Raw genomic sequence first — 20799 nt, forward strand, 5'->3', positions numbered from 1 at the left:
TACAATTTTAATATTTATTTTTAGAAATTAGTAATTTAAAATTAATCTATGATGAATAACTTTATTGGTATTGATATCGTTGAAAATAAGAGATTGATTATTTCAGCTAATAAGATAGCTAAGCGAATTTTATCTCAGGATGAATTGTGTGAATTTACAAACCGTAAAACAAAACTAGCGAAACGCGAATTTTTAGCTGGGAGATGAGCAGCTAAAGAAGCTATTATCAAATGTATTGAACAACCGATACCAATGAATAAAATCGAAATCCAAAAAACCGAAAATAATAAATTGTATTTCATTTATAATAAGTACAATGTGACAATAAGTATAAGTCACGAGAAAGCATACACGGTTGCTGTTGCTTATTATAATGCAGAGGGAAAATAATGAAACAATATTTAGATTTATGCCGTTTTGTTTTAGATAATGGTGAAAAGAAAGGTGACCGAACAGGAACTGGTACCATTAGTTGATTCGGATATCAATCTCGTTATAATCTAAAAAATGAATTTCCTCTTGTCACAACTAAAAAAGTTCATTTTAAATCTGTTTTAGTTGAATTACTATGATTTGTTAAGGGAGATACTAATATTCAATACCTTGTTAAAAACGGAGTAAGAATTTGAAATGAATGACCATTTAAAAAATATCAATCCTCTTCAGAATATGATGGAATAGATATTAAAACTTTTGCCCAACGTATTGCGGATGATGATAATTTTGCTCAAAAATGAGGAGATCTGGGTCCAGTATACGGAAAACAATGACGGGATTTTAATGGAGTTGATCAACTAAGTTGAGTTGTAGAAGAAATTAAAAAGAATCCGCAATCTAGACGTTTAATTGTTTCAGCATGAAATCCAGTTGAAGTTAAAAATATGCTTTTACCTCCTTGTCACTCTTTAATGCAATTTTATGTCACTGACGATGGATATTTAAATTGTCAACTATATCAACGTAGTGGAGATATCTTTTTAGGTATTCCTTTCAATATTGCTTCATATTCCTTATTAACATATATGGTCGCTGCCATAACTGGTCTAAAACCTGGTACTTTCATTCATGTAATTGGGGATGCTCATATATATTCAAATCATGTTGACCAAATTAATCTTCAATTAACAAGAACACCATATAAATTGCCAAAATTAATAATAAAAAGAGAAGTTAAAAATATTGAAGACTTTAACATTGAAGATTTTGAATTAGATGGATACGAGGCTCACCCTCATATTGCTGGAGCGGTGGCTGTCTAATATGATTTCTTTTATTCTTGCGATGGACAGAAATGGCCTAATAGGTAATGAGAACAAATTACCATGACATATCCCGGCTGAATTAAAATATTTTCGCCAAGTAACACTTGGAAAAGATATGTTAATGGGCAGAAAGACTTTTGAATCAATCGGTAAACCATTACCTGGTCGAAATACCATTATACTGACAAATAATAAGGATTATTATTTTGATCATCCTAATGTACGTGTTGTCTTTAATGTAGATAAATTATTGGCAGAATATAGCGACAAGGAATTGATGGTTGTTGGTGGTGCAGCTATATTTAAGTTATTATATGAAAAGTGTGAAACTTTGTATTTAACAATTGTTAAAGGTGAATATCAAGGTGATACTTATTTTAAAGATATCAACTTAAATGATTTCATTTTACAAAGTGAGCAAGATAACGAAGATTTTACAACTTACGTTTACAAAAGAAAGAGTTAAAATGCGCCTTTGATTTTTACCATTTTATTTTATTTGCCTACTATGACTTAAATGAAGAGCTAAATCTTTATATAAAGGTGTGAAAGTAAAAAACAAACCATATGACAAAAATAGAGCATATCATCTTGTTCGCCGAATTTGTCAATATACTAAATTCTTATATAAATTTAAAATTGAAGTTCAAGGATTAAAAAATATCCCTGATAAAAAAATGTGCTTAATTACACCGAACCATCAATCAAATTTTGATCCTATTTTAATGATTTTAGCTATGCCTAAAAAAACTTACCCAGCATTTATAGCAAAAGAAGAATTGTTAAAAGATTGAAAAGTGAATTCTTTTTTAAAAATTATTTATTCGTTTCCATTAAATCGTCAAAGTTTACGTCAATCATTGGAAATTATTAATGCAAGTACTGAACACATGATTAAAAATAAATCACCATTGATTATTTTCCCAGAAGGGACTCGTTCTAAATCAAAAGAAATGGGAGAGTTTAAACCTGGTGCTTTCAAACCTGCTTTTATATCAACAGCACCAATAATTCCAGTAACTATTGTTAATTCAATTGACATTACATCAAATATTCACAAACGAATGATAAATAATAGTTTTAGTAAAAAAATGAAACCTACTATAAAAATTATTTTTCATACACCTGTAAAATATGACAATTTTCATCATAAAAATACTACTTCAGTAGCTGAAGAGGTTAAAAAAATCATCGGGAAAAGCATTTAAATACATACTTTTAAAAAATATGCCTTAGTGCATATTTTTTTTAATAAACACTTTTTTAACTATTTAAAAGATATAAAATAAAATTAAAGTATGATTGATAAAATTTTAGAGAAAAGACATTTAGGTTTAGAATTAAACGAAGAAGAAATTACCTACATTGTAGATGGTTTTTTATCTGGTGAAATAATAGATGCACAAATGACTAGTATTTTGACTAGTTCTAAATACAAAAGATTAACAACTAAAGAAGTTATTTGATTTACAGAGAAATCTGTTAATGTATCAAAAAATATTAAAATTAGGTCTAAAAAAATTATTATCGATAAACATTCTGTTGGCGGAATTGGGGATAAGTTTACATTATTGCTTGTTCCAGTTTTAGCATCTTTAGGTTTTACTGTTGTTAAAACAAGTGGAACCGGTCTAGGAATAACTGGGGGAACTATTGATAAAGTACTTTCTATTCCAGGATTTAATCCATTTTTATCAATTAAAGAAGTTGAAAAAATAACATCAAAAAATGACATGATATTGTTTGCACACTCTCCTGATTTCGCTTTAATTGATGAAAAAATTTATAATCTACGTAATCAAACTAATACAGCTAATATAATTGAATGAGTAGCTATTAGCGTTATGACCAAAAAAATACTAATTGATTCAGATTTAATATTAATCGATTTAAAAGTTGGTGACGGAGCTTTTTGTAAAACTACAGCTGATGCAGATAAATTAATTCATTATTTTCAAAAAATTGCAGATCATTTCAAGCGAAAAATTTCCATTGTTGTATCAACAGTTAATGAACCGTTAGGTTTTAGTGTCGGAAATGCTTGTGAAGTTCATGAAGTAATTTCATATTTATCTGGGGAAAAAAATTCTGATTTAGAAACCCTTTTAAAAGCATTTTTGAATCACTTAGCTAAGGAGTACCCATTAGCTAATACAAGAATCGAAGAAGCGATAAAATCAGGTAAAGCTTTTAAAAAATTTGTTCAACTAATTGATAATCAAGGCGGAAATTTTAATGAGTTTATGGAAAAATATGCTAGTGAATTAGCAAAAATGAATTTAACTGAAATTAAAGCTAATAAATCAGGAATATTTAAAATGACAAAAGTTAGCCAAATAGGTGAAGTTAGTCGTGATATAGGAATCATTGCTACCTCAAAATATCCAACTCCAGAAAAGTATTCAGCGATTTTTGTTGACAAAAAAAATAATCAATCTGTGAAAAAAAATGATGTTTTAATTAGAGTGTATTCGCCAGAACAATTATCAAAAGAAACATTAGATAAATTAAAAACATGTTATCGAATAGATCAAACAAGAGGCAGTTATAAATTAATTGTGAAAATGGTTTAAATGAGTGAGAAAAAATTTTTAGCAATAGATGCTCATAAATTTACTTTGGAAAATTTTGAAGGCCCGATGGATCTTCTTTTAAGTATGGTTCGTGACAAGAAAATAGATTTATTAGAAATAGATTTACTTAATTTAATTCAACAATATTGTGATTTTGTAACAAAAAATATTCACACCAATATTGATGATGTTAGCGAATATTTAGTGATGGCAACATATTTGTTAGAACTAAAAAGTAAGTTACTTCTACCGAAAACGAAATTAGAAGTCGATGAAGATATGGTTGCAGCAGAAAAAGATAAACTTATTAATGCTTTGATAGAATATAGCAAATTTAAAAAAGTGTCCGCACTATTGCAAAAAAACTTTCTAGAGCGTCAATATTTTTACGATAAAATACCGATGGATTTAACTCAAATTAAATCATCTGCAAAACCAACAATACGTAACGTTTCGTGAGATAAGGTAAATTATGTTTTAAAAAACATGATCGAAAGAATAGCTTGAGAAAAACCACTTGATCAAAAAATAGTTCAATCTAAATACTCTCAAGAAGAAGTTAAAGAAGTATTTGATAATTTTGTAGATGAATTAACAGACAATAATCCAATTTCCATCTATCATGTTTTGAAAGCACAAAATATCGATAGAGATGATTATCTAACATATTTTGTTTTATTATTTACAACTTTATTAGAATTAGTAAAGGAACAAAGAGTTTTTATTGATTGCAATGAAAACGATGTTTTTTTTGTAAAGAGGTAGGGGTTATGAATTTTTTAAAACAAATTGAAGCAATTTTATTTGCTAAAGGCGGAGATGGAATATCACTAAGTGAATTATCTAAAATTCTTCAAATTAGCAATAAAGCATTATTGGAAAATATTAGCGAATATGAAAAGGAATTAAGTAGTGAAAATCGCGGATTAAGCCTTCAGTTATTTAATGGCAATATTAAACTTGTTACAAAAAAAGAATGCTCAATTTACCTGGAAAAATTAAAAAACGAGCAATTAAAAACCTCATTATCTATTGCTGCAATCGAAGTCTTAAGTATTATTGCAGCTAAAGAGCCAGTAACAAAACAAGAAGTGGAAAAAATCCGCGGGGTAGGATGTGATGGTTTATTTTTAAAACTAAGAGCATTGGAATTAATCGAAGAAAAAGAACGTAGTAATTTGCCTGGGATGCCGATACTATATGTTATTACAAGTAAATTTTATGATTTGTTTAAATTAGAAAATAAAGAAGCGATTATTTCTTTATTATCCGAATTAGAATTATCCCAACAACAAAACATTTTTAATTAATATGAAAAGATTAGGTTTAGCGATTTCATCGCGAGGTTTTTGTTCAAGAAGACAAGCGGATAAATTAATTCTCGAACAAAAAGTAAAAGTAAATGGCGAAATCGTAACCGATTTCTCATTTAAAGTTGCTGATAACGATCAAATTACTATTGATGGTTATGAAAATACAATAACTAAAAATCCTGATGAATTTGTTTATTTTTTATTTAACAAACCTCCTGACTGCGTTTGCACCAATAACGACCCACAAGGCAGAAAAACTTACTTAGATTATTTCTCCATCGAAGATAAAAAACATCATTTATTTCCTATAGGCAGATTAGATTTAAAAAGCCAAGGATTATTGATTGTGACAAATGATGGTGAATTATATAATAAATTGATGCATCCAAGAAATCACGTCGAAAAAGAATATTTAGTAGGTGTTGATAAATCATTAAGAAAAGACGAATTAAAAAAATTTTCCCAAGGACTTATGATTCGTGAAGGATATGAAACCGGACCTTGTGAAATAAAAGAATACAGAATGGTCGGTAAAACTTATTATTATTTAGTAATCTTAAAACAAGGTAAAAATCGTCAAATTCGCGAATCATTTAAATTATTTCATATATATGTTTCATTTATCGAAAGAATTCGAATAGGTTCTTTAGAGATAGGGGATTTGCACTTAGGAAAATATCGTAAATTAACAATACATGAATTGGAGAAATTAAAAAGATAATGAAAAGACTTTTATACAAAAATTCTTTATTAAGCATTAGAAGACAAAAAACGTTTTTCTTAACTATTGTTATTTTGTTATCACTTTTGCTAACATTTATTTTTAGTGTCCAGAATTTCGTTAACATTAATAATGATAATGCACTGGATTTTATTAAGCAGGCTAATATTCCGCAATTTGGTGATTCAGCTTCTTATAAATATAAAGAAAGTTTAGATTCACAAGTTGACACATTAGAAAAACACGAAAATACAATATACAAAGATTGATCAATAACTAATCACAACTCCAATAATCCTACAACTAACCCTTTATATACATCACTAAATGCATTAGAAGATGTTGATAATCAAAATAACTCTAATATTCAAGTTGGTGATCATATTTTTTCATCATATACTTTGTTTTCAACATATAATGCTACTTTTAATAGCAATCATCCTAACATAGGGCGATTGTTTCAAGTAAATGACAATAAAACTACTTTTATTGATGACAATGTTGTTAATGATTTTAATAAACTAATGCCACAAAACGTTTCCTATAGTGTAGAAGGACAAATTCTTCATTGTGATTTTAGTGGAGAAACGTATGTTTCTTATGCATTCGCGAAAGAAAATAATTTAAAAGTTGGAGATACAATTACACTTCACCATATTACAGGAGGGCAGTTAAAAATCTTTACAACTGCTACTTTGCAAGTTTATGGAATAGCTAATAGTTTTTTTAACGTGTATCCAACTTTATCGGGAACAAATTTTTTTGTTAATTCATCACGTCCGAGTTTAATATTGCCGTTTAATTATTCATTTGTGCAAATCCCGCCATCTTTTAAAAATTGAGGAACGTATAATTTAATTATTCCGACACTAGTTCAGACAACCGCTTTTACAAATCCAATTTCAGATAGTGATTTAAATAGTTTAATTTCCTTTGCAAATAATTTAAAACCAAACCCAGAAAAGTGGGGGACAATTGATAGCAATAGTTTTTATATTTCAACCTTTTTGATGAAAAATTTTTTTCTTGCTTACATAATTATGGGTGCGGCATTTGTAGCTATCTTAATAATTTTTATTTTTTTAATTATTTACGGAATTTTAAAAAGAATGGTTGCATCATATAAAACACAATTAGCATTATTTAAATCAATGGGAGCTTCATCGATGAGCATCGCAACCTCCATGACTATTTTGCCGTTAATTTCAACTTTTGCATCAATTATGGTTTCGATTCTAGTGGCTTATTTTGTGCAACTACAAATTAGTAGCATTTTTTCAAAAGTTTTTTCATTTTACTTCATAACTTTATTGAATATTAAAGATATTGTGACCATTTCCTTGATCGCAATCACTTTAATTACTATTATTAGTTATTTAATTTCCCTTATAATGTGCAAGAAAATAAAATTTACTGATACATTGTATGAAGGGAATCTTTCAAAACCATATGGTTTTTTTTGATTTTTTAAAAAATTTGGAGCTTTGTTTTCAATTAATGGTATGTTAACTTACAACCTTTTTTTAAAAAATTTTACTAAGATTGTTTTCTCACTTGTAACCATTGTTTTTTCATTTGTTTGTTTGTTGTTTACATCAATAGCATTGACAACGGTAACTAGTTTTGTTGGAGAAATAAATGCTGGCACGAACATGTGATATGAATATTCAACAAACTCTATTTTTAATTCATCATCAAACATTCTTTCACCATTTTTAACATGCGAAAGGGATGATAATAAAATTTCTGACTGCCGCTACTACAATCCTAATGAAATTCATCCATTCGATATTAAAGGAATTTATACTTCAGAGGAATTAAAATTTGATATAAGTAGCACTAATGACGCGGTTGATAAAATTGTAAAAATGTTAGAAGTTAATGAACAAGTTGTGAACGACATTACAACCGATATAAACGGAGAGAAATCAACCAGCATTGCTCAGTTATTAAATGATTTACCGGGTACTACTCCTACATTTTATTATTTAGATTCAACAAGCACTAAAAGTCCACAAACATGATTAGAACTAGCACAAAATCTTAAAACTGCTATTAATAATCCATCAACAAAATTGACTCCTAAACACAAGACCGCCGTTATTGCTGCTGTTGATAATTTCATAAAATCGATAACATCAGATGTTAATAATAAAAAATTTTATTTTGGAGCAGAAATGTTGCGCAGAGGAGAAGATTCTGCCGTTTATGCCCATTATGTTGGCGAAGCCTTTAATTCATCTGGGTCAAGTATCTATGGATTCAATTTAATGTCGATAAATGAGAACGATTTTAATTTCAATTTATATAATTCTGATGATATAAAGATGTTAAATTCTTATGAAAATCAACCAAATCTAGGCTTTATTCCGATTTTTGTGAATAGAAGTTTTTTAATTACATCTCATCTTGCTAATGGCGACATGATTAAAGTGATGAGTTCTGATGGAGTTAACTACTATAATATGAAAATTATCGGTGTGCTAAAAAATACTTCACAAACTTTCGCTGTAACAAATGATTTTTTCGCTCAACAATTTTTTAAAAAAGAGGGTGCTTCGATAAGAGTTACTAATAGTGGAGATATTGATAATTTTGCTTATTCATTTACAGCAAATTCATCAAAAAGCAATTCAACATTTGCTAATTATTTTTCAACAGTTAATAAATGACCATTTTTATATTCTAATCCAGATTCTGTTATGAACATTTCTAATATTGTTTTAGTGTTAATACTATTAGTTGGAATTATTGGATTTTTATTGTCACTATTTTCACTAATGACCGTTATTAATATTATGATCTTTCAAGATATTCGCTATTTATCAGTTATGAATGTACTGGGTTATAAGTGAAATTATTCTTTGAAGCAAATTTTTATTATTTATGTTTTTGCAACCGCTATCATTGTTGGTATTTCTATTGGTGCGTTATATAAACCAGTTAACAATTTCTTTAAGAATTTTGAAAACGTTAATCCTTTACGATTTTCGATTCAGATGGATTCATCAGCTATCTTATTATCTGTTACTTTAATGGTGATTATTTTTCTTTTAATTTGAATAATATCAACAATTTCTCTACGTAAAATTGATCCATTGAGAATTTTGAAAGAAGAATAATTTTCAAAAATACACTCATTTAATTTATAAATATATAATTTTAATAGAATAATGTTATATGAAAAAATTACTCTATAAAAATTCATTAGTGGGTATTAAAAAGCAAAAAACTTTTTTTGCCACTATTACTGTGTTGATAACATTTCTTCTAACTTTCATTTTTAGTATTCAAAGTTATGCAGCTTTTAATAGTGGTACTCTAGAAAAAGTTATGGAAGAAGCGAATATTCCGCAACTTAAAGCATATAACGACCAAATGATGACTTCTGGATTTGATGATTATACTAATGCTATTCAAAACCGTTATGCCCAATTTTATGACAATTGATCTAAAACAACGGGAAATAAAAACAATCCTCAAACAAATCCTCTTCACGTTTCAGTATTTGGAAGTTCAGACTTTGTTAATAATAGTTATTCACAATTAACAAATATGCAAAATAACGATTCAACTTCGTTGTTTTTATTAGCATCATTGTATAACGGAAAAGATCATTCTGATGTTAAAGACAATAATCGATTCTATCAATGAGATCAGGACCAAAATAAATTCACTTTTTTAACCAGCCAAGAAACACATGATTTTAATAACTCAACACCAACCAATATAATTTATCAAGAAGTTGGTAACAAATTAGATATTAATTTTAGTGGAGAAACTTATATATCTTCTGGATATGCAAATATTGAACATTTGAAAGTAGGTGATAAAGTTTTTTGCAGTGCTTCTATTGCTGACAATCCGAGAATAGTTATTAATGCTACCTTAACGATTCGTAAAATAGCTGATAATTTTTTGACAACTTATCCATCTTACACTGCAAATAATTTTTTTGTTGGAACTAGTAAACCAACGTTATATTTACCAATCAACTATAGTTATTTCAATATTCCAGCACAATATGCAAGTAAATTTGGGCAAACTACTATGATGTGAGATCATTTGTACTCATGAATTAGTTTTGAAAAAAAAATACCATGAAAAGAAATTGATAGTATGGTCGATTATGCAAATGGAATTCCATCATTAAGAGGGTTTTTAACATCTTCTAATAGTTTAGGAATATATATATCAACTTTTTTAATGAAAGCTTTTTTTCAAAGCTACATAATTTTAGGTTCAGCTTTTATCTTAATTTTAATTTCGTTTAGTTTTTTAATTATTTATGGAATATTGAAACGTTCAATTGCTGGATATAAAACGCAATTAGCAATTTTTAAATCGATGGGTTTAACATCATTTGAAATTTCTACCTCCTTAACAATTTTACCCATCATTTCTACTTTAATAGGAATTGGAATATCGATTCCGATCGCCTATGAATTACAAGAACAAATTAATCAAATGTATAATAAAGTTTTTTCTTATCATTTTTCTGTAAATATCAACCCTTGAGAAATAGGATTGATTTCTTGAAGCTCGTTTTTGATTGTTGCCTTTGCTTCATTCATGATTTCTTATATAATGTGTCGCAAAATTAATTTTAAAGATTCATTATATGAAGGGAGTAGAAGTAAACCTAGCATGATTGTTTGAGGAATTAAACGAATCGGAGGGATGTTTAGCATTAACGGAATGCTAACATATAATTTATTTTTAAAAAACTTTACTAAGATTACATTCTCCTTGCTTACAATTATTGTTTCATTTATTTGCTTATTACTAAGTTCAATCGCTTTATCGACAATGACTAATTTTTTAAAGGAAATTAATAATGGTATCAACATGCGTTATTCATACACCGTAAAATCAGGCCCACTACATGACAGTCCACAACCAATTTTACTTTGCGAACATAATGGAAATGTAGTAAATGAATGTGGTTATTACACTAATAAGCAAACAAAAAAAGTTACAATTGGTAATACTTTGACAACTGAAAAAATTTCATTTTACGATTCATCATCTATTCAAGATGCAACTCAAAAATTGATGCAAATGCTATTGATGAATCAAGAAATTACAGATGACATTTTAAAAGATAATAATGGTGATCAAAAATCGAATATTGAACAAGTTCTAAATGCACAACCTAATAACAAAATTTATTATTTAAATAACACAAGTACAAATAACACAAATCTATGAATGAATTTAGGAACAAGTGTTATTAATGCTATTAAAAACTCTCCCAATATTTCTCAAGATAATAAATTAGCTCTTCAAAATAGTTTTCCAGATATCATAAATACCATCAAATATACGAAGGATTTGCAAACTTTTGATTACTATTTTGGCGTTCAAATTTTAGAAAATAATCGTGATTATGACATTTTAAAAACTACTTTCCAATCTGTCTATATCGAAGGAGAAAGTCAAATGCAAATGTCATATTTGCCAATATATCGTATCAATAATAATTATTCAGCTTTCACTTTATATACCCCTCAAATTATTGATACATTTAATAATTACGAAAAAAATCCAGTTCCTAATCCAACTGGCGGACCACTTCCTGTGATTCCGATATATGTTAATCGTAGTTTCTTGGTTAATTATCAAGTAAATGTTGGAAACACATTGAAAATTCCGACTAAAAACAATAATTGACTTTACTTTAAAATTATTGCTTCTATGCCAAATATTTCATCTCCAGTTGCTGTTACAAATAATTATTTTTCAGATTTATTATCAACATATTCTTTATCAAATAGGTTAGGTTGAACTGATTTAATTATATGTAGTAATGATGGTTTAAATAGTTTTGGTTATTCATTTAGTAATCCACAAAGTTCATCAACACAACAATACGCGACATACATCGATCCAGATAGTAAAGACATTTTTGCTTACTCAGAGAAGGCAAGTATTTTTAATGTAAACAATATATTACTAATATTGATTTTAATTATTGGAATAATCGGTTTTTTCTTAGCACTATTTTCTTTAACTACCGTTATTAATATTATGATCTTTCAAGATATTCGTTATTTATCAGTAATGCATATTTTAGGATATAAATGAAATTATTCGTTAAAACAAATTTTTGTGATTTATACAATCATAACTAGTCTTTTTGTCGGAGGAACAATTTATGCAATATATCAACCATTAAAAGATTTTTTAATAAATTTTCAAAACAATAACCCATTGAAATTCGCTATTAATTTAGGACCAATAGAGGTATTAGTAGCCGTTGCTGCTTTGATTATTATTTTTATTATTATTTGATGCATTACCATGTCATCACTAAAACGAATCAATCCTTTAAAAATTGTAAATACGGATTAAAAAAAGGGCTTAATGCCCTTTTGATTCTTCTTTAATAATTCTATCGATTTCTTTTTTGTTGCCGCTTAAGAAATATTGTTCACATTTTTTGTACAAATTTTTAGTTTCCTCAATAATTTCTTCAGCCTTAGATAAGTTAACGAAATTACCAACTTTTACTTCTTTTTTTTGCAATATTTTATAGGTTTCGAAGAAATTTTTAATTTCATCTAAGCGATGTTTTGCAATATCTTCTAATTTATTAACGTCTTTATATCTTGGATCACAATCAATAACTCCAATTAATTTTGTGTCAATATCACCGTTATCTATCATTTCCATTGCTCCTAAAATACGAACAGGAACTTCACATCCAATCGCAAATGGTTGATCGGAAACGATTAACACGTCTAATGGGTCACCATCATAATCCAACGTGTTTTCAATATATCCATAATTCATTGGATAAAAATTTGATCCATAGAGAATTCTATCTACAACAAAACGTTTGTTGACAAAATCATATTCATATTTAACATTTGAGCCTTTTGCAATCTCAACAATTACATTTAATTTCATTTAATTTCCTTCCATTAGTTATAATAATAATAAAGTTTTTTATCTTATATTACTACTATAAAAAAAGGGGAATTATGTTGCTAAAACATCATAGTGTAGTTTTCAAAATGGCAATATCTGGAATTTTTTTAGCAATCGCGACATTGTTAATGTTTATGGAATTTAATCTTCCGTTCATTAATTTCTTACCACCTTATTTAAAAATGGATTTTAGTGACATTATAGTAGCTTTTGCAGTAATGTTCACAGGTTGAACTTACGGTTTAGTTGTGGCAGCCGGAAAAACATGAATTAAATTTGCAGTTGATGCCGGAAGTGGTGGTTTACCAGGACACGTTTTAGATACTATTTTATCGATAATTTTGGTTTATGCTATTGCATTGATGTTTTTAATTGCTGAAATGATTTATAATTCCAAAAAAAAGCATAATAAATATTTTTTGGGAGTATGTATTGCAATCTATTTAGTTATTACTTCAGTGGTTTTGGCATTTATTGCTGTCATATGTGATAACTATTTTCTTCTAAGCTGATATGGAATGGGCGGAATCTATAACTTTTTAGAGGTTTTAAAAATATTTGGAACATTTACACTTATTAAATACTTAATATTATTTGTTTTGTTTGGATTGATTATTGCAAATTCATGAAAACAAATACTATCAGTTATTGGGCAATTTCCTGCAAAGAGCATACAACCAGTAATTCCAGAAGTAAAACAAAATGTAAGAATTAATCCATTTACAAAAAAAGAAGAAAAATTACCTAATAAACCATTTCCAATTGATGAAGAAGAATCTTCTAAAGAGGTTACAAAACCACCAACAAAAAATATTTTTGAAGATTAATTTATATCAAACCAAATTATTTTTATATAATTGCTTTACCATCTAAAATTTCAAAAGGGACAAGCAATTTATGAAAGATTTAAAAATTGTTGCTAATAAACCAGCAAATACGCAGGTTAGCAACACTAGAACGAACTCAAAAAGCAAAATTTTACGCATAAGTACATCAAGAATTGCCTTGTTAGGATTATCTCTTGGTTTATTAATAATTGCTAAATGAAGATTTTTTTTAGACCTTCCCGGGACTGAAATAATTACAGGATTATTTATTATTTTTGCTATTGTTTTTTCTTTTTTAGAATGTATTTTGTTGATTGTAGCTTTTAATTTATTGGTTTTGGAAATGTATGGATTTGGAACGTGATGAGTTGCATATTGATGAATTTGAATAATTGATGTTACTTTTATAAAACTAGGTTACAAGTTATTTGCAAGAGGAACTATTTCATTAATGTTTTCTGCTTTATTTTTAGGGTTTTCAATTAATATAGATTATTTTTTTTCAGATTTAATTTTTTTCAATCTACCTTATGCAATTGTCGATTCTATTTCTGGATTAATTACAAACGTCATTGAAGGGGTGGTAAATTCTTTTTTTATTATGATAGCTTCCAAAAGATTACTTCTACTATTTTGAAATCACAATTTTTATAATCCAAAGTGTCAAAAATACTTTTTAACTAATAAAGATTTACAATTACAAGAAAATATTATTTAATGAAAACAAAAATGACATCACAAAAACATCTATTAATAGTAGAATCACCTACTAAAGTAAAAACGATTCAAAAATATTTAGATAACTCTTTTATTGTCAATAGTTCTAAAGGACATATATACGAGTTATCATCGGAAAAAGAAAAATTTGGATTAGGGTTTAATTTACAAACTTTAGAACCACATTTGAAAATTATTGAAGGTAAAGAAAAACTTGTTAGTGAATTAAAAACTCAAGCTGATGATGCAGACATTGTTTACATCGCATCTGACCCCGATCGTGAAGGGGAAGCGATTGCTTATCATTTAATACATGCCTTAAATATTAAAAATAAATATAAACGTTTAGAGTTTAATGAAATTACAGAAAAAGGAATTAAATTAGCATTACAACATCCACGTTTAATAGATACGAATTTATATCATTCTCAAAAAACACGTCGTTTTTTAGATCGTATTATTGGTTTTAGATTGTCACGTGTTGTAGATTTAAAAATCGGTTCTAAATCAGCCGGAAGAGTTCAATCAGTTGCACTTAAACTAATCGCTGAACGTGAAAAGGAAGTTCGTAATTTTGTATCTACCAAGTATTACACAATTCAAGCGAATTTTGAAAAACCAACTTTTTCAACAAAATTATTTCAATTTCAAAATAAAAAAATCAAAATTACATCATTAGAACAAGTTGATAATTTAAAAAAATCTTTGTCTAACAAATTTTTAGTGGATAAAATAGATTCAAAAAAATTTACAAAGAAAAATCCGTTTCCGTTAATTACATCTACATTAATTCAAAAATCAAAAATGCCTGCCGCTAAAACTATGCAAATAGCCCAAAAACTATATGAACTTGGTCACATTACATATATGAGAACTGATTCAATTCGTTTATCGGACGATTTTAAACAATTAGCATTAAGTTTTATTGAAAAAAACTATGGTTCCGAATATTGTAATCCAGAATTAAGAGTAAAAAATAATAATAATAACGTTCAAGATGCTCACGAAGCAATTCGTGTTACAAATTTGAATTTAATGCCACAGCACATTGAATCAATTTTATCTGATGAAGAAGCGCAGATTTATGAATTAATTTATAATTATTCTCTTGGAGCATTAATGTCACCGGCTCAATTTATTGATGAAATAGTAGTTTTTAACAACAATGATTACCAATTCAAAACTACTTTCCGTAAAAAAATTTTTCCAGGTTATTTGAAATTGTTTCTAAAAGATATTCAGCAAGATGAAGGTAAGAAACCTAAAGATGAAGATGAAATTGATTTATTGGTTGAAGATATTAATATTGATTTTAAGATTGGGCAAGTTTTTATGACTCACAATATTAAATATAATGAATGTGAAACGAAACCGCCTTACCGTTATAACGAAGCTCGCCTGGTAAAAGTGCTCGAAGAAGAAGGGATTGGTCGCCCATCTACTTATTCTTCAATAATTTCTCGTTTGTTGGATAGTAATTATGTTTACAAATACAACAACAATTATTATTTAACAATCCGTGGAGAAAGCACTAGTAGTTTTTTACAAACTTATTTTGCTGAGGAAATTCAAGAAAAATATACTTCTGAAATGGAAAAATGTTTAGATCTAATTGCAGAAAACAAATTGGAATACTCAAGTTATTTACATAAGTTTATTGACTACTTTATGCCAAAAGTCGAGGATGTAATAAAAAATGCTCCATATCAAAATACAATTGTGACAAATTTACCTTGTCCAACTTGTTCAAAAGGGAAAGTTGTTATTAAAAAAGGTTATAAAAATAAAGAAGGATTTTTATCTTGTTCAGAATATCCTGAATGTAGATTTATTGCAAATTTAAAATCTTTAAAAGAAGAAAAAAATCAAGTTTTTTTAGAAATAACAGCAGTTGAAAAACCATCGATTGAATATTTAGAAGAAAACTGCCCACTTTGCCAATCTAAATTAGTAATACGTAACTCCAAAAAAGGGCAATTTATTGGATGCTCTAGTTATCCAAAATGTCGTTATGCTAGAACTTTAGATGGCAACATCTTAGAAATTGAAACAAAAAAACCAATTAAACGAAAAGTTCGAAAAGCTTCTAAAAAATCTACTTAAATTTGCTTTTTAACATTAAATAATCTCTTAAAAAATTGTTTTAGTATTTCTCAAATATAATAAAAATAAGCATGGAGGAAATATGAAAAAAATTTTTCAGGGTGAAGGTACAATACGTGTAGGAGTTTTAATTAATGTAATTTTTGCTCTTCTGTACTTATTGGCTTTTTTTCTAATTTATTATCTAACAAAGTGATTCGATTGCTTAGGTGATTATGCCTTATTAGTTCAAATTGTGGTAACTGCTTTAAGTGTTGTTGAAGTAGGGTGATCTTTATTAATTTATGCAAATACTAAAAAAATCACACCACTATATTTGGCGTACATTTTTATTATGTTGAATGTAATTTCATTTTTAATTGTATTGGTTGGTTACAACAAACAATACAACGATATTGCTAAAGAAATATCAAATTCATAAAGGAAATAAATAAATGATAAATTTAAGCGAAAAACAACGTAAAATTTTAATTAATGGTGAGTTATATTCGAATGAAAATTGAATAGATGTTACTTCTCCGATAGACAATTCGATAGTTGTGCAAGTTCCTGCTTTAAATGCATCAGAGATTAAATTTGTTTTTGAATCAGCTCAGGCTGCTTTTTCAACTTGAAGACATGTAGGTTTTATTGAAAAGGAAAAATTAGTAAGTCAGTGAATTGAAAGTATTAAACGTCACAAAGATGAATTTGTTTCGCTGATGGTTAGAGAAATTGCCAAATCACAAAAAGATGCAACTATTGAAGTAGATAGAACAATATCTTTAATTTTGGAAACGGTTGAGATATACAAAACGCTATTAGGTGATTCTTATGATGGACAGATTTGAGGAGCAAACAATAAACACGCTTTTTCCTTAAATGAACCTAAAGGAGTAATATTGGCTATTGCACCCTTCAACTATCCACTTAATTTAGCTGTATCAAAAATTATTCCAGCTTTGATAACAGGAAATACGGTTGTATTCAAACCTGCTAGTTTTTCTTCTGGTATTGGGGCCTTGATTGGTTTAACAATTCATGAAGCAAATTTCCCAGCAGGGGTATTTAATGTTGTCACAGGAAAAGGAACTGAGATAGGCGATTTATTAACATCTCACCCTTATATTAAATTAATTAATTTTACTGGAAGCACAGCAACTGGTAATCATATTGCCTCAAAATCCGGGTTAGTTGAATTCATTTTTGAATTAGGCGGGAAAGATCCAGCTATTGTTATTGATGACAATGATTTAGAATTATATGCTAGCCAGATTGTAAAAGGAGCATTTAGTTATAATGGCCAACGTTGCACTGCTGTAAAAAGAGTAATTACAACTAAGGAAATAGGTAAAAAATTGACACCCATTATTACTAAAAAAGTTAGTTCATTAAAAATTGGTTCGCCAAAAGATAATTGTGATATTACACCAATTGTAGATACAAAAAGTATTTATTGAGTATTAAAAATGGTAGAAGAAGCAAAAGAAGAAGGAGCAATTTCCTTGTTGCCAGAAAAAGTTGATGGTAATTTAATTTATCCGATTTTACTTGATAATGTTAAGAGAACTTCCAAAATTGCGATTGAAGAACCATTTGCACCAATTTTACCAATCATTTATTGCGAAACTTTTGAAGAGATGATTGATATAGCCAATGAGTCACCATATGGTTTACAAGCATGTATTTTTGGTAATGATTATAAAACTATTTTAACAATGGCAAAAAAATTAGAAGCCGGTTCAATTAATATTAATACAGCACCCCAACGTGGCCCCGATGCTTTTCCTTTTAGTGGTGTTAAAGGTTCAGGAATAGGAACTCAAGGAATAAAGGATGCTTTATTAGCTCACATACACAAAAAGTTAATTGTTTTAAATTTTTAAAGGAGCAATAATGAGCGTTTTAAAAGATAGAATTATTTTTGGAACATATGAACTGACCAACCAAGAAAAAATTACTGAATGCATTTTTGCAGCAGGAAAAACTGGTTACAATGTGATTGACACAGCTTGAGTTTATAAAAATGAAAAAGAAGTGGGAGAAGCTGTTCGTAAATATAATTCTTCAAATAAGCATCAATTATTAATCCAAACAAAGTTGTGACCAAGTCATTTTTTAAATGCAAGGGAGCAAATTTTGTCACAGTTAAAGGTAATGGGGATAGATAAAATTCATAGTGTTTTATTGCATCGCATTCCGATTAATTTAGAAGATGCATTGTTTGCATGAAAAGAACTTATTAAATTGAAAAATGAAAAAATAATAGAACACATAGGTGTTTCAAATTTTGATCATGATGATGTTGAATACTTAATTTATAACACCGGAGTTTGCCCAGAGATTAATCAAATTGAATTATCAATTTTAAATTATCGCCACGATCGTGTTTTGTATAATCAAAAACGAAACATCGTTATTCAAGCATGATCACCGTTGGGTAAAGATTTAATTCCATTAAATTTACCAAGTGTAAAAAAAATTGCATCATTACATAAATGCACAACAGCACAAATTGCAATTGCTTACTTATTAGAACAAAATAATGCTGTAGTGGTTAAATCTGAGCATTTAGAACGTATTCAACAAAATATTGATGCACTTAAAATAAAATTATCAAGTGAAGAAATAGAAGTTTTACAAAAAGAAAATAAGTATGAAAATAAATATTCTGATCGCTTAGATAGTACACATTATCGCGGGAAGCATTAAAGATTAATATTGTATTTGTTTATACGCATACTAACTGTTAAACCGATCGGGATCAAAATAGCTCATTCTATAATAATGTTTGGTCAAGTAATAGATAAAAATGCAATTATTCCTCAATTAGAACCATCAAAGATACCAACTTTAAGTCACGTAGATACTTGTAAGAATAAGACAACGAAAATGGTATTTAATATCGGGGAAATGTATATCATTAAGTTTTGTAAATTATAATATTTTTTACTTTTGCTAAATAATAATTTTCAACCAGTAACAATTATTCCAACACAAATTCTTGCAACAACAGAAGGTAATGGATTATTCATGAAAACATTTGGAATCATTGTGTATGATAAAATTAACGCATAAATACCAAACATTGTTCAAACAAACAAATTTATTCAAATACCTCAACAAGCCCCGATTACAATAATAGGTAAAAGGATTAAAGCTAGACCAAAATTATTGACAGTTAAAAATCCAATTTGCGGGACAAATGCAAATAACGAAATTATAGCTAATGCGATTGAATATTTTACTACATCGTTAATTTTTTGTTTTTTACCAAATACATTACTTTTTTTATAATGTGATTTAATGTAATTTTTACCCATAAAATCTCCACTTTCCGAATCCACATTAAGTTGGTGGTAAAATTACTAAAAATAGTATATTTGTTTATTACACCATTTTTTTGTCTTAATTTCAAATATTTTTTTTAAAAAGCATATAATAAAAAAAGTTCCGTAAATTATTTTACGGAGTGAAAGGGAAAAATGAAAATTACAAATAAAATTTTAGCTTTATCATTGGCACTTTCAAGTGTGTTAATTGGAGTAATGCCTGGAATAGTTAATAATAAAAAAAATAATGACGAACCTAATTACAAATTACACATTAATGCTGAAGAAAAAAAATTAGGTGACAAACTTATTCCGTTTTTAACAGAAAAAAATATACCTAAAAACTATGAAGCTATTGCAAAAAAGGTTCATCATCTAGCTAACAAATATGAATCTATGTCAAAATTACATGCTAATTACGAAAATAATTTAAGAATCGATTGAGATAAACAAACTTGAAACAAAAACCAAAAAGAAACAGTGAGAGAAAATATTGTTAATCAATTAACTACTTATTCATTTATGTTTGAAGAATATGCGTTAATTGGAACGGCTCTTCATGATTACTTGCCAACAATTGCAAAAATGACTGATAAGCAAAAATTGGAATTAACAAGATTAACATGAGATGTTAATACAAAAATAGAATATAGTTTTGGTAAAACAATTCCAAATTCTCAAAATATGGTCGTAAGTTTAAGTACTGGTGGAACTAGTCGTTTTATTAATGATCAAAAAGCTGAAGACCAATGCTTAACTGATTTTATGAATAAAAATTGACAAAAAAATGAAATTACTAGAGTTGCATTCAATTCATCAACACAACAAGATACTAATGTCCAATATTCATTATTATTTTCAGATAAAAATTTCCAAAATCATAATCAATTGAATTTTGTTTATGATATAAAAAAATCAACAGTTGGTCCTAATTATGGTCAAAAAGGGCAATCATTTTGATTTGGATATTGAATAGAATAATAGCATAAATATAAATTCTCGTTAATACGGGAATTTTTTCATTTCCCCAAAACATAAT

19 protein-coding genes are annotated in these 20799 nt (G+C 27.8%); 17 read left to right on the plus strand and 2 right to left on the minus strand.

Going from position 1 to position 20799, the window contains the following annotated elements; translation table 4 throughout:
* Positions 1–51 precede the first annotated feature (51 nt).
* The 10 genes from ASO20_RS02505 to ASO20_RS02550 all read left to right on the plus strand — a co-directional run bounded on the left by ASO20_RS02505 (position 52) and on the right by ASO20_RS02550 (position 12223).
* Positions 52–390, plus strand: a complete 339-nt coding sequence (locus ASO20_RS02505) for a holo-ACP synthase (protein WP_442928649.1) — start codon at positions 52–54, stop codon at positions 388–390.
* On the plus strand, positions 390–1259 hold the full coding sequence (gene thyA / locus ASO20_RS02510) for a thymidylate synthase (RefSeq protein ID WP_085056388.1): 870 nt from the start codon (positions 390–392) through the stop codon (positions 1257–1259). The genes ASO20_RS02505 and thyA overlap by 1 nt, the downstream gene beginning before the upstream one ends.
* Before the next feature lies 1 nt (position 1260).
* Complete coding sequence (locus tag ASO20_RS02515) at positions 1261–1728, plus strand: dihydrofolate reductase (RefSeq protein ID WP_257720215.1); 468 nt, start codon at positions 1261–1263, stop codon at positions 1726–1728.
* Positions 1729–1807: 79 nt separating this feature from the next.
* Complete coding sequence (locus ASO20_RS02520) at positions 1808–2470, plus strand: lysophospholipid acyltransferase family protein (protein WP_198140225.1); 663 nt, start codon at positions 1808–1810, stop codon at positions 2468–2470.
* 90 nt (positions 2471–2560) lie between these two features.
* Entirely contained in the window at positions 2561–3835 is a 1275-nt protein-coding gene (locus ASO20_RS02525) for a thymidine phosphorylase (RefSeq protein WP_085056391.1), read from the plus strand.
* A complete protein-coding gene (locus tag ASO20_RS02530; RefSeq protein WP_085056392.1) occupies positions 3836–4600 on the plus strand; it encodes a segregation/condensation protein A in 765 nt (254 codons plus the stop codon).
* Positions 4601–4605: 5 nt separating this feature from the next.
* Entirely contained in the window at positions 4606–5145 is a 540-nt protein-coding gene (gene scpB, locus ASO20_RS02535) for an SMC-Scp complex subunit ScpB (RefSeq protein ID WP_085056393.1), read from the plus strand.
* A gap of 1 nt (position 5146) precedes the next feature.
* On the plus strand, positions 5147–5869 hold the full coding sequence (locus tag ASO20_RS02540; RefSeq protein WP_085056394.1) for a pseudouridine synthase: 723 nt from the start codon (positions 5147–5149) through the stop codon (positions 5867–5869).
* Positions 5869–8991: an FtsX-like permease family protein gene (locus tag ASO20_RS02545; protein WP_085056395.1), complete on the plus strand. Its 3123-nt coding sequence runs from the start codon at positions 5869–5871 to the stop codon at positions 8989–8991. Before ASO20_RS02540 ends, ASO20_RS02545 begins: the two co-directional genes overlap by 1 nt.
* Positions 8992–9049: 58 nt before the next feature.
* Complete coding sequence (locus ASO20_RS02550) at positions 9050–12223, plus strand: FtsX-like permease family protein (RefSeq protein WP_085056396.1); 3174 nt, start codon at positions 9050–9052, stop codon at positions 12221–12223.
* Between the two features lie 9 nt (positions 12224–12232).
* Here the strand turns inward: ASO20_RS02550 and ASO20_RS02555 are convergent, their stop codons facing one another.
* Positions 12233–12781, minus strand: a complete 549-nt coding sequence (locus tag ASO20_RS02555; protein WP_085056397.1) for an inorganic diphosphatase — start codon at positions 12779–12781, stop codon at positions 12233–12235.
* Positions 12782–12855: 74 nt separating this feature from the next.
* On the opposite strand from ASO20_RS02555, the gene ASO20_RS02560 reads away from it, so the two are divergent.
* The 6 genes from ASO20_RS02560 to ASO20_RS02585 all read left to right on the plus strand — a co-directional run bounded on the left by ASO20_RS02560 (position 12856) and on the right by ASO20_RS02585 (position 19140).
* On the plus strand, positions 12856–13629 hold the full coding sequence (locus ASO20_RS02560) for an ECF transporter S component (RefSeq protein ID WP_085056398.1): 774 nt from the start codon (positions 12856–12858) through the stop codon (positions 13627–13629).
* Between the two features lie 70 nt (positions 13630–13699).
* Positions 13700–14347 carry a hypothetical protein gene (locus tag ASO20_RS02565; RefSeq protein ID WP_085056399.1) on the plus strand — a complete coding sequence of 216 codons (648 nt, stop codon included), beginning with the start codon at positions 13700–13702 and terminating at the stop codon, positions 14345–14347.
* On the plus strand, positions 14347–16449 hold the full coding sequence (topA, locus tag ASO20_RS02570) for a type I DNA topoisomerase (protein WP_085056400.1): 2103 nt from the start codon (positions 14347–14349) through the stop codon (positions 16447–16449). The genes ASO20_RS02565 and topA overlap by 1 nt, the downstream gene beginning before the upstream one ends.
* 82 nt (positions 16450–16531) lie before the next feature.
* Entirely contained in the window at positions 16532–16870 is a 339-nt protein-coding gene (locus ASO20_RS02575; protein ID WP_085056401.1) for a hypothetical protein, read from the plus strand.
* A gap of 13 nt (positions 16871–16883) precedes the next feature.
* A complete protein-coding gene (locus tag ASO20_RS02580; RefSeq protein WP_157061715.1) occupies positions 16884–18314 on the plus strand; it encodes an aldehyde dehydrogenase family protein in 1431 nt (476 codons plus the stop codon).
* A gap of 10 nt (positions 18315–18324) precedes the next feature.
* Complete coding sequence (locus ASO20_RS02585; RefSeq protein ID WP_085056402.1) at positions 18325–19140, plus strand: aldo/keto reductase family protein; 816 nt, start codon at positions 18325–18327, stop codon at positions 19138–19140.
* Here the strand turns inward: ASO20_RS02585 and ASO20_RS02590 are convergent.
* Entirely contained in the window at positions 19137–19751 is a 615-nt protein-coding gene (locus ASO20_RS02590) for a hypothetical protein (RefSeq protein WP_085056403.1), read from the minus strand. The two genes, ASO20_RS02585 and ASO20_RS02590, sit on opposite strands and share 4 nt — an antisense overlap.
* 162 nt (positions 19752–19913) lie before the next feature.
* On the opposite strand from ASO20_RS02590, the gene ASO20_RS02595 reads away from it, so the two are divergent.
* Positions 19914–20741 (plus strand): hypothetical protein, encoded by an 828-nt coding sequence (locus ASO20_RS02595; RefSeq protein ID WP_085056404.1) that lies wholly within the window; start codon positions 19914–19916, stop codon positions 20739–20741.
* The last annotated feature ends 58 nt before the right edge of the window (positions 20742–20799 follow it).

This window comes from Mycoplasma sp. (ex Biomphalaria glabrata), assembly GCF_001484045.1.
In the GTDB taxonomy this organism is placed as follows: domain Bacteria; phylum Bacillota_I; class Bacilli_A; order Mycoplasmatales.